The organism is Pseudactinotalea sp. HY160, from assembly GCF_009372055.1.
Taxonomy (GTDB): Bacteria; Actinomycetota; Actinomycetes; order Actinomycetales; family Beutenbergiaceae; genus HY158.
In genome coordinates this window covers 100,168-116,371 of sequence record NZ_WHMT01000002.1, presented here as the reverse complement: position 1 = coordinate 116,371, position 16,204 = coordinate 100,168, and the positions used below count along the sequence as shown (strand labels likewise).

Below are 16,204 nucleotides of genomic sequence, written 5' to 3'. Positions count from 1 at the left end.
ACCCGGGACGGCCCGGCGCCTCGGCACGCATACTGTGCCCATGGAGATCTGGCCAGGACGCGCCTACCCGCTCGGAGCCACCTACGACGGTTCGGGCACGAATTTCGCACTCTTCACCGAGGCGGCCGAGAAGGTGGAATTGTGCCTGTTCGACGCCGACGGCGACGAGGAGCGCATCGAGCTGCCGGAGGTCGACGGCTTCGTCTGGCACGCGTTCCTCCCCGGCGTCGCCCCCGGCCAGCACTACGGCTACCGCGTGCACGGCCCCTACGATCCGGAACGCGGGCAGCGGTGCAACCCGAACAAGCTCGTGCTCGATCCGTACGCGAAGGCGATCGACGGCACGATCACCTGGGACGAATCGCTCTTCTCGTATCATTTCGGCGACGAGGACAGCCGCAACGACGCCGATTCGGCCGAGCGCATGCCCAAGTGCGTCGTCATCAATCCGTTCTTCGACTGGGGCGCCGACCGCCCCCCGAAGACCCCGTACGCCGACACGGTCATCTACGAGGCGCACGTCAAGGGCCTGACCCGGCAACACCCGGATCTGCCGGAGGAGCTGCGCGGGACCTACCTCGGGATCGGGCACCCGGTCATCATCGACTACCTGCTCGAACTCGGCGTCACCGCGATCGAGCTCATGCCCGTGCACCACTTCGTCAACGATTCCGTGCTGGTCGACAAGGGCCTGTCGAACTACTGGGGCTACAACACGCTGTCGTTCCTCGCCCCGGACGTGACGTACGTGGCGGGCTCGACGCCCGGCAGCCAGGTCACCGAGTTCAAGTCGATGGTGCGCGCCCTGCACGAGGCGGGCATCGAGGTCATCCTCGACGTCGTCTACAACCACACCGGCGAGGGCAACCATCTCGGGCCCACGCTCAACTTCCGGGGCATCGACAACGCCGCCTACTACCGGCTCGTGACGGATGACCCGCAGTACTACACGGACTACACGGGCACCGGCAACAGCCTCAACGTGCGCCACCCGCACGCCCTCCAGCTCATCATGGACTCGCTGCGCTACTGGGTCACCGAGATGCACGTCGACGGGTTCCGCTTCGACCTCGCCTCGACCCTCGCCCGCGAGCTGTACGACGTCGACCGGCTCTCGGCGTTCTTCGACCTCGTGCAGCAGGACCCGACCGTCTCCCAGGTCAAGCTCATCGCCGAGCCGTGGGACGTCGGCCCCGGCGGGTACCAGGTGGGCAACTTCCCGCCGCAGTGGACGGAGTGGAACGGCCAGTACCGCGACACGATCCGCGACTTCTGGCGGGGCACGCCCGGCACGATGGGCGAGTTCGCGGCGCGCATCACGGGCAGCGCCGACCTGTACGAGCATTCCGGACGGCGCCCGGTCGCCTCGATCAACTTCGTCACCGCCCACGACGGGTTCACCCTCGCCGACCTCGTCTCCTACAACGACAAGCACAACGAGGCCAACGGCGACGACAACACCGACGGCGCCGACGACAACAGGTCGTGGAACTGCGGCGTCGAGGGGCCGACCGACGACGAGGAGATCCGCGCGCTCCGGGCACAGCAGCAGCGCAACTTCATCGCGACCCTGTTCCTCTCCCAGGGCATCCCGATGATCAGCCACGGGGACGAGGTCGGCCGCACCCAAGGCGGGAACAACAACGGCTACTGCCAGGACAACGAGCTCACCTGGATCGACTGGGAGAACCTGGACGACGAGCTGCTCGGCTTCACCCGCCGGATGGCGACGCTCCGGCGCCGGCACCCGATCTTCCGGCGTCGCCGGTTCTTCGACGGCCGGCCCGTGAGCCACCCGGACTCCGACGTGCCCGACATCGAATGGTTCACCCCGGACGGCACGGCGATGACCGAGCAGAACTGGGACGACGACTTCGGTCGCGCGATCGCCGTCTACCTCAACGGCCGCGGCATCCCCGGCACCGACACCCGCGGCCAACCGGTCACCGACCACTCCTTCGTGCTCTACTTCAGCGCCCACCACGAGCCGATCGACTTCCGGGTGCCCACGGCCGGATACGGCGCGGAGTGGGAGATCGTGGTGGACACGCTGACCGCGGCCGAGCCCGACCGGGTGGTCGGCCCCGGGGAGACCGTCACCGTGGGGCCCCGCGCCCTCGTGGTGCTGCGGGAGACGTCCGAATGACCGCGCCGGCGTCCACCTACCGGCTGCAGATCAGCGCCGGCCTCGACCTGAACGCCGCGGCCGGCCTGGCCGACTACCTCGCCGCGCTCGGCGCCGGCGCCTACTACCTCTCACCCCTGCTCCCCTCGACCTCGGATCACGGCTACGACACGGTCTCGTTCGGGACCGTCGACCCGGCCCGCGGCGGGGAGTCGGCCTGGCGGCGCCTGCTCGCCGCCGCGCGTGGGCGCGGCCTGGGAGTGATCGGGGACGTCGTCCCGAACCACACGGGGGTCGCTCACCCGGCCGAGAACCCGGCCTGGTGGAGCCTCCTTCGGCTCGGCCCCGCCTCCCCGCACGCCCCGTGGTTCGACGTGGACTGGTCCGGGCCGGCCGGACCGGTCGTGCTCCTGCCGGTGCTCGGCGACGACGTCGAGCCCGGGCAGCTGCGGATCGAGGGCGACGAGCTGCGGTATTTCGAGCATCGGTTCCCGATCGCGCCGGGCACCGGCCCGGTCGCCCATGACACTGCTGCCCAGGTGCACGAGCGCCAGCACTACCGGCTCGTGAACTTCCGCCGCGCCGACACCGACCAGAACTACCGGCGGTTCTTCGCCGTCACGTCCCTCGCGGGCCTGCGCGTGGAGGATCCGGAGGTCTTCGAGGCGACCCATGGCCGGATCCGCGGCCTGATCGCCGACGGCGCGGCAGGTCTGCGGGTCGACCACCCCGACGGGCTGGCCGACCCGGCCGGCTACCTCACGCGGCTGCGCGAGCTCGCCGGCGCCGACGCCTGGATCACCGTGGAGAAGATCCTCGAGCCCGGCGAACAGCTGCCGAGCTCCTGGCCGGTCGAGGGCACCACGGGCTACGACGCGCTCACCGAGGTCGCGCGCGCGTTCGTCGACCCGGCCGGTATCGCGCCCCTCGACGCGGCCTACCGCGAGCTCACCGGCGACCCCCGCACGTTCGCCGAGCACGTCGCCGCGGGCAAGCGGATGATCGCCACGACGATCCTGCGCGCCGAGGTGCTCCGCCTCGCCCGGCTCGTGCCCGAGGTGGCGCCCGCCGACGAGGCCGCAGGGGCACTGACCGAGCTGCTCGTCGCCTTCGACGTCTACCGCTCCTACCTGCCCGAGGGCGCGGACCGGCTCGAGGCGGCGCTGGCCGCCGTCCGCGCGTCCTCGCCCGAGGACGCCGGTCTCGTCGCCGTCCTCGACGCGCTCGCGCCGCGGCTGCGCGATCCGGGCGACGAGCTGTGCATCCGGTTCCAGCAGACCTCCGGGGCCGTCATGGCCAAGGGAGTGGAGGACACCGCCTACTACCGCTACACCCGCTTCGTCGCCGCCAACGAGGTGGGCGGCGATCCGGGCTCGCCGGGTGCCGAACCGGCCGAGTTCCACGCCGCCCAGCGCCGGCGCGAGCGGAGGGCGCCCGCCTCGATGACCACCCTGTCGACCCACGACACCAAACGCGGAGAGGACGTGCGCGCCCGGCTCGCCGTGCTCGCCGAACTCCCCGGCGAATGGACGACGCTCGCCCGCCTGCTCATGGAGCGCGCACCGCTGCCCGATCGCCCCGTCGCGTACCTGCTGTGGCAGACGTTCGTCGGTGCCGGCTTCATCGAGCCGGACCGCATGCACGCCTACGCCGAGAAGGCGATGCGGGAGGCCGCGACCTCGACCGGCTGGATCGACCCGGACGCCGGCTTCGAGGCCGCCGTGCACGACGTGATCGACCGAGCCTACGAGGACCCCGAGATCCGTGAGCCGCTGGGCGAGTTCATCGGGGTCCTCACCCCGCACGGCCGCTCGAACTCCCTGGCGCAGAAGCTCGTGCAACTGACGATGCCCGGCATCCCGGACGTGTATCAGGGCACCGAGCTGTGGGATGACTCCCTCGTCGACCCCGACAATCGCCGCCCGGTGGACTTCGCCGCCCGCGCCGACCTGATCGAGCGCCTCGACCGCGCCGCCGAGGCCGGCCGCACGCCACCGATCGACGGCACCGGGGCGGCGAAGGCGTGGGTCGTCTCCCGGGCGCTGCGGCTGCGGCGCGACCGGCCCGAGCTGTTCGCCCGGTACGCCCCGCTCGCCGCCACGGGACCGGCGACGGCTCACCTGCTCGCCTTCGACCGGGGCGGGGCGATCACCCTGGCCACCCGCCTTCCCGCCGGGCTCGAACGCGCCGGCGGCTGGCGGGAGACCCGCGTCGACCTGCCCGCCGGGATCGACGTGCTCACGGGCGCCCGCCACGGGGGCCCCACCGCCGTGGCGGATCTGCTCGCGCGCTACCCGGTGGCGCTCCTGGTCCGGGACGAGGAGGAGGAAGCTCAGTGAGGGCAATGACGGCAATGACGGTTCTGACGGTTATGACGGTTCCGATGGCCTTGACGGCTCTGACGGCTCTGACAGTCATGACGGGGTCGGCGGCCACGACCGGGTCGCGGCGATGACTGAGCAGGTCTGGATCGATCTCTGGGCGCCGCGGGCCGCCGGCGTCCGGCTGGTCACGGGCACCGGCGGCCGCCTCGACCACTCGACCGCGCAGGAGCTGACCCCCGCGCCGGGCGGCCGGTGGCACGGCCCCGCGCTGCCGCCCGGAACCGACTACGCCTTCCTCCTCGGGGAGTCGGAGCAGCCCCGCCCGGACCCCGCCTCCCGGTGGCAGCCGGCGGGTGTGCACGGGCCGAGCCGGGTCTACGACCAGGGGGCCTACGCCTGGGGCGATCGGGATTGGCGAGGCGCGGGACTGGCGGGGGGCGTCGTCTATGAGCTTCACATCGGAACGTTCACGCCGGGGGCGACGTTCGCCTCCGCGATCACCCGGCTCGACCACCTGGTCGACCTCGGCATCACCCACGTCGAGGTGCTGCCGGTCAACGCGTTCAACGGCACCTGGAACTGGGGCTACGACGGCGTGGGCTGGTACGCCGTGCACGAGCCCTACGGCGGGCCGGACGGCTTCAAGGCCTTCGTGGACGCCTGCCACGGCCGCGGGCTCGCCGTCGTGCTCGACGTCGTCTACAACCACTTCGGCCCGAGCGGGAACTACTGGGGCGAGTTCGCCCCCTATACCACGACGGGCCGCAGCACCTGGGGCGACCTCGTCAACCTCGCCGACCCGAACGTGCGGGAGTTCATCTGCGCGAACGCGCTCATGTGGCTGCGCGACTTCCACGTCGACGGGCTGCGCCTCGACGCGGTGCACGCGCTCCACGACGACAGCGACGTGCACATCCTCGCGGAGCTGTCGGAGCGGGTCGACGCGCTCGCGGCCGAGGTCGGACGCCCGCTCACGCTCATCGCCGAGTCCGACCTGAACGATCCGATCATGATCACCCCGCGCGGGGAGGGCGGCGCCCCGGGCGGATACGGGCTCGCGGCGCAGTGGGACGACGACGTGCACCACGCCCTCCATTCGGCGCTCACGGGCGAGCGGCAGGGCTACTACTGCGACTTCGGCGACCTGTCCGTGCTCGCGAAGGTGCTCACGCACGCGTTCCTGCACGACGGCACCTACTCCACCTTCCGCGGGCGGGACTGGGGCCGGCCCGTCGACCGCGACCACGTGCCGGGGTGGCGGTTCGTCGTGTGCCTGCAGAATCACGACCAGGTGGGCAACCGGGCCGTGGGGGACAGGCTGGCCGAGCTCATCGGGCCGGACCTGCTGCGGGTGGGCGCCGTGCTGCTGCTCACCTCCCCGTTCACCCCGATGCTGTGGATGGGCCAGGAGTGGGCGGCCTCGACCCGGTGGCCGTTCTTCACCTCCCATCCCGAGCCCGAGCTCGCCCGGGCCACCGGCGCGGGCCGGCTCGCGGAGTTCGACCGGCACGGTTGGGACACCTCGGCGATGATCGACCCGCAGGATCCGGCCGCCTACCGTTCCGCGGTGCTCGACTGGGCCGAACCCGAGGCCGACCCCGAGGCCGGCGAGAGTGCGGGTGGCGGGGACGGCGCGCATGCGGCGATGCTCGCCTGCTACCGGGAGCTCATCGCGCTGCGCGCGCGCGAACCCGACCTGGCCGACGGCGACCTGCGCGCGGTCGAGGTGGCCTTCGACGAGGCGGAGCGCTGGATCCGGATCCGGCGGGGCGCCTTCGACGTGGTGGCCAACCTCGGGCCCGCGCCGCGCGCGGTTCCCCTGGGCGCGGGCGCGGGGTGCGACCTCGTGTTCGCGACGGCGGCGGGCGCCCGGGGATGGGTCGACGGCGCGCGTGCGGCCGTGCGGCTGCCGCCGAGGTCGGCCGCGATCGTGCTCCGTCGTTGAGGGGCCGCCGAGGGGCCGCCGAGGTCGGCCTCAGGGCCCGGGCGGGCCGGGCCGGAAGCCGTGCTCGATCGCCCACAGGATCGCGCCCGCGCGACTCGTCGCGCCGATCCGCCGGTAGCAGCTGCGGATGAAGGACTTGACCGAGTTCGGGGTGACGTGGAGCCGCTGCGCAATCTGCGCGTTCGTCAGCCCCTCGGCGATGAGCGCCAGCACCTCGGCCTCCCGCTGGGTCAGGCCGTCGCCCCGGCCGGGCCAGTCGCCGTCGACGATCTGGGCGGCGCGCACCCCCGGCGCCCCCGGCGGTCGCGGCCTCATCCGCCCGGTGTGCCCGGGAAGCTCAGCGTGTCCGGTGCGCTCAGCGTGCCCGGTGTGCTTGGAGAGTGCCGTGTGGCCGGGCACCTCGGAAAGGGCGGTGTGCTCGGCGCGCACGGCCTCGAGCGCCGCCACGAGCCGGGCCGCCGGAAGCCCCTTGGAGATGTAGCCGCACGCCCCGTTCTTCATCGCGGTCGAGACGAGGACGGGATCGAGGTTCCACGAATAGACCACGATCCTTCCCGCCCGCGGATCCGCGGCCAGCACGCGCACTCGCGCCACGTCACCCTGGTGACCGCCGAAGGTGTCGTAGAGGGTGAGGTCGGCCGTCTCGGCGGGGCCCGGAACGCCCGCTCTGCCCGCTCTGCCCGCTCTGCCCGCTGTGACGAGAGGGCCACCGGTGCCCGTGGGGAGGTCGAGGTGCACGATCCGCACCCGGTCCCGGTACGGACGCAGCATCGCGGCGACGCCCCGGACCACGATCTCGTAGTCGTTGACGATCGCCACCCTCAGGCAGAGCTTCATCCCCTCACCCTAGGGTGGCCGTCCCATGAGCGGGAGGGGAGCACGCGGCACGGTTCCCCGACCCCTGCCTCACCCCTAGGGGTGGCGAAAGGCCCGCCCGAGCGGCCTAAGGTCGGTGCCATCGATCACGACCGGCCGGTGCCCGCGCCGTCGACCAGAGTCGACTTTGGAGCCGCGGGGAACCGGTGAGGAAGCGGTGGGGAGGCCGCGCGGTCGACACAGCGGAAGACAAGGGCGGGACGAGTCATGACCGAAGCATGGAACCAGACCCCGAGGATTTTTCACGGCGACCTCGCGAAGGCAACGATCCGGGAGCTGCTCACCGAGCTCGCGCGGATCGAGGAGGCGGCGCGCAGACGCAACAACGGCGTCCCGCGGCCCGCCTCGGTCCAGCCGTCCGAGCGGGAACAGGCGATCCTCACGGCGCTGCGGGCGCGCCGACGAGGCCTCGGGTCCGAGTCGAGCATTCCGTCTCCCGAGATCGAGCATGAGGCGCCGATCGTGCTCGAGACGAGGCGGCGACGCGGCCCGCGCGGCCCGATGTCCGGACGGCTCCGGTTCGACACGTTCCGGGCACCCGAGAAGTGGGTCCACCTGGCCGGGTGCGTCGATGCCTCGACCGGCAACGACGTGCTGCACACGCTGTTCCGCGCCGCCCGCGCGGGACGGACCCTCGTGGTCGACCTCGCGGGCGTCGACGTGCTCGACGAGGCCGGGGTCGCCGTGCTCGACACCGTGCGCAAGCAGCTGCGGATGAGCAACGGCGACGTGCGGGTCGCGAACGCGCCCGCCGAGTTCCGGCTGCTGCTCCAGGACTTCGCCACGGACAGTCGGCACGCGGGCTGAGCCCGGCCGCGCCGGGGACCGGAGGCCGGAACGCTCCTCCCCCCGGCCGCGGACATCCTCAACTCCGGCCGCAGGGTGGCCATGCTCGTCGGCGCCGGGGCCCTCGACGCAACCGAGGAGGTCATGCAGGTCGCCGACACCCTCGGCGCGGGGGTGGCCAAGGCGCTGCTCGGCAAGGCGGTCGTGCCCGATGACGTCCCCTACGTCACCGGCTCGATCGGGCTGCTCGGCACGAAGCCGAGTTGGGATCTCATGCAGGGTGCGGACACGCTCCTCATGGTCGGCTCCGGCTTCCCGTACTCGGAGTTCCTCCCGCCGATCGGCCAGGCGCGCGGCATCCAGATCGACGTCTCCGGGCGCATGCTCTCCATCCGCTACCCGATGGAGCTGGCCCTCCTCGGCGATTCGAAACAGACCCTCGCCGAGCTCCTTCCCCTGCTCGAACGCAAGGAGGACCGGTCCTGGCAGGAGAAGATCGTCGCCGCCGTCGAGGACTGGTGGAAGGTGATGGACTCCCGCGCGGAGCCCGCCGACGTCGACCGTGACGGGGACCGCCCCCGCGTGCGCCCGCAGGCGGTCTTCGCGGAACTGTCGCGGCAGCTGCCCGACCGGGCCGTGCTCTCCTCCGACTCCGGCTCGGCCGCGAACTGGTACGCCCGCCACATCCGGATGCGGACCGGGATGAAGGGCACCCTGTCCGGCAGCCTGGCCACGATGGTGCCCGGCATGGCCTACACGATCGCCGCCAAGTTCGCCTACCCCGATCGGGTCGCCGTGGGCACGATCGGCGACGGTGCCATGCAGATGGGCGGCATGGCCGAGCTCATCACGGCCGCGAAGTACTACCGCGACTGGGACGATCCGCGGATGGTCGTCGTGGTGCTCAACAACGAGGATCTCAACCAGGTCACGTGGGAACAGCGCGCGATGGCCGGGGACCCGAAGTTCGACGCCTCCCAGGACCTGCCGTACGTGCCCTACGCCGCATTCGCCGAGCTCATCGGGCTGCGGGGGATCAAGGTCGACCGCTCCGCCCAGCTCGCGGACGCCTTCGAGGAGGCCTTCGCCGCCGACCGGCCGGTGATCGTCGACGTCATGACCGATCCGGAGGAGCCGCCGATCCCGCCGCACATCACGTTCGCGCAGTTCGAGGCGCTCACCACGTCGGTGCTCGCCGACCCGAAGGAGGGCGTGGCGGGCGCGGTCAACGCCGCCCGGGAGTTCGCCGAGGGCATCCTGCCGAGGCGATGAGGTGAGTCGGATGAGCGTATGGACGACGCGGCCCGCCCGGGCGGGCGCGGGTGGGCGCGGCGTAGGGCGCAGCGGCGTCGGGCGCCGCGCCGAGGCCGCGGTGCCCGAGGTGGAACACCTCCTCGACCGGCTGGTCGTCAACATCGAACACGGCCGGTTCGAACGCTCCCTGTCGGGTCTCACGGCGGTGGCCGCCGTGGTCACGGCCGTGGAGATCTACCTCGAGCACTACAAGGCGAGCTTCGGAAACAAGTGGATGTGGAGCCCGATCCTCGTCACCCCGCCCGTCGTCATCGCCGGGATCGCCGGGGTGTACAGCCGCCGCTGGGCGAAGACGGCCCTGCCGATCGCGTCCGCGGTCTTCGCGATCGACGGGCTCCTCGGGGAGTACTTCCACGCCCGCGGCGTCGCCCGCAAACCCGGAGGCTGGCGACTCGCCTCCTACAACGTGCCCACGGGGCCGCCCATCTCCGCCCCGGGCCTCATGGCCATGGTCGGCGGCATGGGCGTGCTCGCCGCCGTGCTCCGCAGGGAACGCTGACATGCGCGACTTCTCCGATCCGGGCCACCTTCCGAACCTGCGCCCGCATCGCCAGCCCCCGCACCCGGACTGGCTGCCGCGGCAGCGCCGCGGCACCACCCCGCAGATGATCGGGCGCTACCCCGACTACGACGTGCTCGACTCGGCCGACACGTGGGATGCGGCCACGCGCGCGGTCGTGCTCGCGCGGCTCGCCGACCCGGAGCCGCTGCGAGTGTTCAACGAGGCCGAGGAGCGCACGCTCCGCCGGTTCTGCGACGACGTGCTCGCGCAGGACACCGAGCCCCGCGTGCCGGTGGCCGAGGGGATCGATGCTCGCCTCGCGGCGGGCACGACCGAGGGCTACCGCTACGCCGATATGCCGGGCGACCGGCTCGCCTGGCGGCTCCTGCTCGGCGGCCTCGACCACACCGCCCGGCAGCGTTTCGACGCGAGCGAGTACGCCCGCGCCGACTGGCCCTGCCGGCGCGAGCTGCTCGACGCGCTCGCGGCCGGCGACCCGGATGGGATCCTCACCGGCGGCCCCTGGGGCAGGCTCGACGTGCCGAACGTGTGGACCCTGTGCATGAGCGCCGTGCTCGGCCTCTTCTACGGGCACCCCTGGGCATGGAACGAGATCGGCTTCGGCGGGCCGGCCTACCCGCGCGGATACATGCGGCTCGGGCCGGTGAGCGTGCGCGAGCCCGACGAGGCGGTGGCCGCCACCGCCGAGGACCCGGTGCGCACGAGTGAGGAGGAGGGGCTGTGACGCTGCTCAAGGGGTCGGTCGGACCCGCGGAAAACGACTCGCGCTTCCTGCTCGACGTGCACTCCCGCCAGCTCCCGGGCGAGGACACGATGGCCCGCTACCGCGACGAGGACGAGGTCGACCTCGTGGTCGTCGGCGCCGGGGCGGGCGGCTCCGTGCTCGCCCAGCGGCTCGCGCGGGCGGGCTGGCGCGTGGTCGTCCTCGAGGCCGGGCCGTTCTGGCATCCGGACGAGGACTGGGTCTCCGACGAGGCCGGCTCCCACCACCTGTACTGGAACGAGCCGCGCGTGATCGGCGGCACCGATCCCGTCGCGCTCGGCAAGAACAACTCCGGGCGCGGGGTCGGCGGCTCGATGGTGCACTACGCCGGCTACACCCCCCGGTTCCACCCCTCCGACTTCCGCACCCACTCGACCGACGGTGTGGGCGCCGACTGGCCGATCGGATACGGCGACCTGCGGGCCCACTACGAGCTGCTCGAACGGGAGCTGCCCGTCGCCGGCCAGAACTGGCCCTGGGGCGAGCCGCACACCTACCCCTCCTCCCCGCACCCGATCTCCGAGCAGGCCGCCGTGCTCTGGCGCGGCGCGGAGAAGCTCGGGATCGAGATGCGGGTCGGCCCCGTCGGGATCGTCAACGGCACGTTCGGCAACCGGCCCCACTGCATCTACCGCGGCTATTGCCTGCAGGGCTGCAAGGTGAACGCCAAGGCCAGCCCGTACGTCACCCACCTGCCGGACGCGCTCGACCACGGCGTGGAGATCCGCGCCGACTCGATGGCCGCCCGGGTGGAGATCGACGATTCGACCGGCGCCGCGATCGGGGTCGCCTACTTCTCGGGCGACGACGACACCGTGCACCTGCAGCGCGCGGCCGCGGTCGCCGTGGCCGGCTACTCGATCGAGACCCCGCGGCTGTTGCTCGCCTCGACGTCCCGCCGTCATCCGAACGGGCTCGGCAACAACGAGGACCAGGTGGGCCGCTACGTCATGGTCCAGGGGGCGGCCCAGACCGCGGGCCGATTCGACCACGAGATCCGCCAGTACAAGGCGCCGCCGCCGGAGGTCTCCTCCGAGCAGTTCTACGAGACCGACCCGGCCCGGGACTTCGCCCGCGGCTTCTCCATCCAGACCGTGGGCCCGCTGCCGATCGGCTGGGCCGAGCACGTGCTCGCCGACGGGCACTGGGGCCGGGCGCTGCGGGAGTACATGCGCGACTACAACCACTGGGCGACCATCGGGGTGTTGAACGAGCTGCTGCCGCATCCGGACAACCGGGTCACCCTGGCCGAGGAGGTGGATCGGCGCGGCCTGCCCGTGGCCCGGTTCGACCATTCCCTCGGTGAGAACGACCGGCGCAACAACGCCTACTCCACCCGGGTCATCACCGAGATCCTCCAGGCCGCCGGCGCCCAGGACGTGCTCACGGTGCACCGCTTCGCCCACCTCGTCGGCGGGGCGCGCATGGGCGCGGCGCCGGCGGCGAGCGTCATCGATTCCGACCACCGGATCTGGGGGGTGCCGAACGTGTTCGTCTGCGACGGGTCGGTCATGCCGACCCAGGGCGCCGCCAACCCGGCGCTGACCATCATGGCGCTCGCCTCCCGGCTCGCCGAGCGGCTCACGGGCACCCGGCCCGGTGCGAGCGCGCGGCGAGGCGCTCGCCGGGGCGAGCTGCGTCGTCCACACGCCGGGGTCGGATCGTGACGGGGCACGCCGCGCCGCGGATCGGGCAGGTCGCGACCTCGGTCTACGAGATTCCCACCGACGGGCCCGAGGCCGACGGCACGCTCGCGTGGTCCTCGACGACCCTCGTGCTCGTGCGGGTGAGCGCCGGCGGGCAGGTCGGCACCGGCTACACCTACGCCGCCGGGGCGTGCGCGGGAATCGTCGACGGCCCGCTCGCCGCCGCGCTGGCGGGGCGGGACGCGTTCGACGTGCCGGGAAGCTGGGAGGCGATGGTGCGGGCGATCCGCAACCTGGGCCGGCCGGGCCTGGCCTCGTGTGCGATCAGCGCCGTGGACACCGCCCTGTGGGACCTCAAGGCCCGGCTCCTCGGGGTCTCGCTCGCCCGGCTGCTCGGGCGCGCGCACGAGGCGGTGCCGATCTACGGCAGCGGCGGCTTCACCACGTACGACGATCACCGCACGCGCGCCCAGCTCGACCACTGGGTGCACGCCCTGGGCATCCCGCGGGTGAAGATCAAGATCGGCGAGTCACGGGGGGAGCGCGTGGCCCGGGACCTGCACCGGGTGGCTCTCGCGCGCGCGGTGATCGGGGAGACGGCGGAGTTGTACGTCGATGCGAACGGCGCCTACGGGCGCAAGCAGGCGATCCGGGTCGGCCGGGCCCTCGCGGGTGAGCGCGCGACCTGGTTCGAGGAGCCCGTATCCTCCGACGACCACGCGGGCCTGGCGCTCGTGCGGGACCGGGTCGACGTGGACGTCGCCGCCGGGGAGTACGGGTACGACCTGGCGTATTTCCGCCCCCTGGTGGACGTGGTCGACTGCGTGCAGATCGACGTCACCCGGTGCGGTGGGATCACCGAGTGGCTGCGGATCGCGGCGCTCGCGGCGGCGTACAACCTGCAGGTGTCCGGCCACTGCGCACCGCAGTTGCACGCGCACGTGGCGGCGGCCGCGGTGAACCTGCGACACCTCGAGTATTTCCACGACCACGTGCGCATCGAGGCCCTGCTCTTCGACGGCGTGCTCGAGCCCCGGGGCGGCGCGTTGGTGCCCGACCAGGGGCGGGCGGGCAACGGGCTGGAGCTGCGATCCGCCGACGCCGAACGGTTCCGGACCGGGTGAGCGACCCTCGGGGCACGGGAGACCGAACCGGTAGAGCAGGAGAGCAGGAGGATGAGATGGACGCACGGAGGATCGCGGTGGTGACCGGCGGGACTGCGGGGGTCGGGCGGGCCGCCGTCCGGGAGTTCGCGGCGGCGGGCTACGACGTCGCCGTGCTCGCCCGCGGTCGGGCGGGGCTGGCGGGGGCGGTCGCCGACGTCGAGGCCCGGGGCGGGCGGGCGCTCGGCCTGCCCACCGACGTGTCCGACCACGGGGCGGTCGAGTCCGCCGCCCGCCGGGTCGAGGACGAGCTCGGGGAGATCGACGTGTGGGTCAACGTCGCGTTCGCCGGCTCGCTCGCACGCTCGTGGGACACCTCCCCCGAGGAGTTCCGGCGGATGACCGAGGTGAGCTACTTCGGCCAGGTGTACGGCACCCAGGCGGCGCTCGAGCACATGCGGCCGCGGGACCGCGGGGTCGTCATCAACGTGGGCTCGGCCCTCGCCTACCGCTCGATCCCGCTGCAATCGGCCTACTGCGGGGCGAAGCACGCCGTGGTGGGCTACACGCAGTCCGTGCGCACCGAGCTCCTCGCCGAGGGCAGCGGCGTGCAGCTGTGCATGGTGCAGTTGCCGGGGCTCAACACGTCGCAGTTCAACTGGAACCTCAACCGGATGGCCGGCCACCCGATGCCCGTGGCGCCGGTGTTCCAACCCGAGCTCGCCGGCCGGGGAATCGTGTTCCTGGCCGGGCATCCGCGCCGCAACCTGTGGGTGGGGTTCTCCACCGCCTACACGATCCTCGCCGAGCGGCTCATCCCCGGCCTGCTCGACCGCTACCTCGGCCGGACCGGGATCGCCTCCCAGCAGGCCGATGAGGAGTTGCCGCGGTGGGGATCGAACGTGTTCGAGCCCGAGGACGACGAGGTCGACCGCGGCTCCCACGGTGCATTCGATGCCACCGCGCATGCCCGCGACCCGTGGCTGTGGCTGACGATGAACCGCCGCGCGGTCGCAGCGGGGGCCGGGGCGGTCGCGGTCGCAGGCCTGCTGGCGCGGCGCGCGCGCCGCCGGTAGCGGCTGCCCACTCGAGCGGGCAGCCGCCACCGGCGCGGGGTCAGACCTGCTGCAGTTCCCGCTCGTCGGCCGCGTCGGCCTCGGCGGCCGCGTCGGCCTCGAGCTCGGCCTCCTCCTCGGCGGTGACGTCGGCCAGGAGGATCGCCTGGGACGGGCTGTCGTAGACCTCCTGGTCGAGGATGCCCTCGCGCTTGGCCACGATGGCCGGAACGAGCGCCTGCCCGGCCACGTTCACGGCCGTGCGGCCCATGTCGAGGATCGGGTCGATCGCGAGCAGCAGCCCGACGCCGGCGAGCGGCAGCCCGAGGGTCGAGAGCGTCAGGGTGAGCATGACGAGCGCGCCGGTCAGGCCCGCGGTCGCGGCCGAACCGACGACCGAGACGAACGCGATGAGCACGAAGTCGGTCACGCCGAGGTCGATCCCGTAGAACTGCGCCACGAAGATCGCCGCGATCGCCGGGTAGATGGCGGCGCAGCCGTCCATCTTGGTCGTGGCGCCGAACGGGGAGGCGAAGGAGGCGTAGGCGCGCGGCACGCCGAAGTTCCGCTCGATCACCCGCTGGGTCACGGGCATGGTGCCGAGCGAGGAGCGCGAGACGAACCCGAGCTGGATCGCGGGCCAGGCACCCTTGAAGTACTGACGGATCGAGAGGCCGTTGGCCCGCAGCACGATCGGGTAGACCACGAACACCACGAGCGCGAGGCCGACGTAGATCGCGATGGCGAACGTGCCCAGCTGCGGCAGCAGCTCCCAGCCGTAGCGGGCGATCGCGTTGCCGATGAGGCCGAGCGTGCCGAGCGGGGCGAGCCGGATGATCCACCACAGCACGGTCTGCACGACGGCCAGCGCGGAGGCGTTGAAGTCGAGGAACGGCTTGGCCTTCTTTCCCGTGCGCAGGGCGGCGATGCCCACGACGAGCGCGATGACCACGATCTGCAGCGCCGCGAAGTTCACCCGGTCGCCGTTGACGCTCAGGCCGAGGAAGTTCGAGGGGACGAGCCCGTTCAGGAAGTCGAGCCACGAGCCGGAGCGGCCCGGGTCCTCGGCCGCGGCCTCGGTCACCGACGTGTGATGACCCGGCTGGAACACGAGGCCGAGCCCGATGCCGATCGCCACCGACGCCGCCGCCGTGATCCCGAACCACAGCAGGGTCTGCCCCGCGAGTCGGGCGGCGTTCGTGAGCTTGCCCAGGTTCGCGATCGAGGCCACGATCGCCGTGAAGATCAGCGGCGGCACGAGGGCCTTGAGCAGCGTCACGAACGTCGAACCGATGGTGCTGAGCGCAACGAGGAGCCAGTTGTCGGCTGCCTCGCCCGCCGCGTCGACCGTCGGGCCGATCGCCAGGGCCGCCCAGCCGAGCAGCAGCCCGAACGCCAGGCCGAGGAGGATCTGCGTGCCGAAGGAGGGCAGTCTGAGGCGCCGCTTGGGTGGGACCGTATTGGTCGGGCTGGCGGTGCTGGCCGGGGTGGGCATGGCGAGAGGCCTTTCGTGGTCGGGGGGAACAAGCGTGCGGACGGCGCAGCTCGCGTCGCCGAGGTCCTCCCGTTGGTCATCGGCGGGGGCCCGGCTCGTCGCGGATTCGACGCTACGGCCGGCCACCGCGGCCGTCGACGGGGCGATCGGGAACGATCACGGGGTGAGACGACGGCCTGCCCGTGAGACGAATCGGCCCGCGCGCGTCCGTGACTCCGGGATCTGCTATGACGCGCCCCGTGAGCTTCG

12 protein-coding genes are annotated in these 16,204 nt (G+C 72.5%); 10 read left to right on the top strand and 2 right to left on the bottom strand.

The features are described 5' to 3' along the window. Positions 1-40: 40 nt before the first annotated feature. The 3 genes from glgX (at position 41) to treZ (ending at position 6,394) form a co-directional block, all read left to right on the top strand. Positions 41-2,146 carry a glycogen debranching protein GlgX gene (gene glgX / locus GCG21_RS03165; RefSeq protein WP_152817823.1) on the top strand — a complete coding sequence of 702 codons (2,106 nt, stop codon included), beginning with the start codon at positions 41-43 and terminating at the stop codon, positions 2,144-2,146. Further along, positions 2,143-4,464: a malto-oligosyltrehalose synthase gene (gene treY / locus GCG21_RS03160; protein WP_152817822.1), complete on the top strand. Its 2,322-nt coding sequence runs from the start codon at positions 2,143-2,145 to the stop codon at positions 4,462-4,464. The genes glgX and treY overlap by 4 nt, the downstream gene beginning before the upstream one ends. Before the next feature lie 112 nt (positions 4,465-4,576). Further along, the gene (treZ, locus tag GCG21_RS03155; RefSeq protein WP_152817821.1) at positions 4,577-6,394 is read left to right on the top strand and encodes a malto-oligosyltrehalose trehalohydrolase; all 1,818 of its coding nucleotides are present in this window, start codon (positions 4,577-4,579) and stop codon (positions 6,392-6,394) included. Between the two features lie 30 nt (positions 6,395-6,424). Here treZ and GCG21_RS03150 read toward each other — a convergent pair whose 3' ends face one another. Beyond that, positions 6,425-7,231 carry a response regulator transcription factor gene (locus GCG21_RS03150; protein WP_227993074.1) on the bottom strand — a complete coding sequence of 269 codons (807 nt, stop codon included), beginning with the start codon at positions 7,229-7,231 and terminating at the stop codon, positions 6,425-6,427. A gap of 246 nt (positions 7,232-7,477) precedes the next feature. Between GCG21_RS03150 and GCG21_RS03145 the strand changes: the two genes are divergently transcribed. From GCG21_RS03145 to GCG21_RS03115, 7 genes are read left to right on the top strand one after another with little or no spacing between them, the layout of a single operon-like run. Then, positions 7,478-8,077, top strand: coding sequence for an STAS domain-containing protein (locus GCG21_RS03145; protein ID WP_152817820.1), 600 nt, complete (start codon positions 7,478-7,480; stop codon positions 8,075-8,077). Positions 8,078-8,131: 54 nt separating this feature from the next. Continuing rightward, on the top strand, positions 8,132-9,328 hold the full coding sequence (locus GCG21_RS17180) for a thiamine pyrophosphate-dependent enzyme (protein WP_370517267.1): 1,197 nt from the start codon (positions 8,132-8,134) through the stop codon (positions 9,326-9,328). Positions 9,329-9,338: 10 nt separating this feature from the next. Continuing rightward, entirely contained in the window at positions 9,339-9,869 is a 531-nt protein-coding gene (locus tag GCG21_RS03135; protein WP_227993072.1) for a hypothetical protein, read from the top strand. Position 9,870: 1 nt separating this feature from the next. Continuing rightward, positions 9,871-10,617, top strand: coding sequence for a gluconate 2-dehydrogenase subunit 3 family protein (locus tag GCG21_RS03130; RefSeq protein ID WP_152817819.1), 747 nt, complete (start codon positions 9,871-9,873; stop codon positions 10,615-10,617). After that, entirely contained in the window at positions 10,614-12,323 is a 1,710-nt protein-coding gene (locus tag GCG21_RS03125) for a GMC family oxidoreductase (RefSeq protein WP_370517235.1), read from the top strand. The genes GCG21_RS03130 and GCG21_RS03125 overlap by 4 nt, the downstream gene beginning before the upstream one ends. Then, complete coding sequence (locus GCG21_RS03120) at positions 12,320-13,426, top strand: enolase C-terminal domain-like protein (RefSeq protein WP_194164906.1); 1,107 nt, start codon at positions 12,320-12,322, stop codon at positions 13,424-13,426. The genes GCG21_RS03125 and GCG21_RS03120 overlap by 4 nt, the downstream gene beginning before the upstream one ends. A gap of 56 nt (positions 13,427-13,482) precedes the next feature. Next, a complete protein-coding gene (locus tag GCG21_RS03115) occupies positions 13,483-14,481 on the top strand; it encodes an SDR family oxidoreductase (protein WP_152817817.1) in 999 nt (332 codons plus the stop codon). Positions 14,482-14,521: 40 nt separating this feature from the next. On the opposite strand, the gene GCG21_RS03110 is transcribed toward GCG21_RS03115, so the two are convergent. Beyond that, complete coding sequence (locus tag GCG21_RS03110) at positions 14,522-15,955, bottom strand: dicarboxylate/amino acid:cation symporter (RefSeq protein ID WP_152817816.1); 1,434 nt, start codon at positions 15,953-15,955, stop codon at positions 14,522-14,524. Positions 15,956-16,204 lie beyond the last annotated feature (249 nt).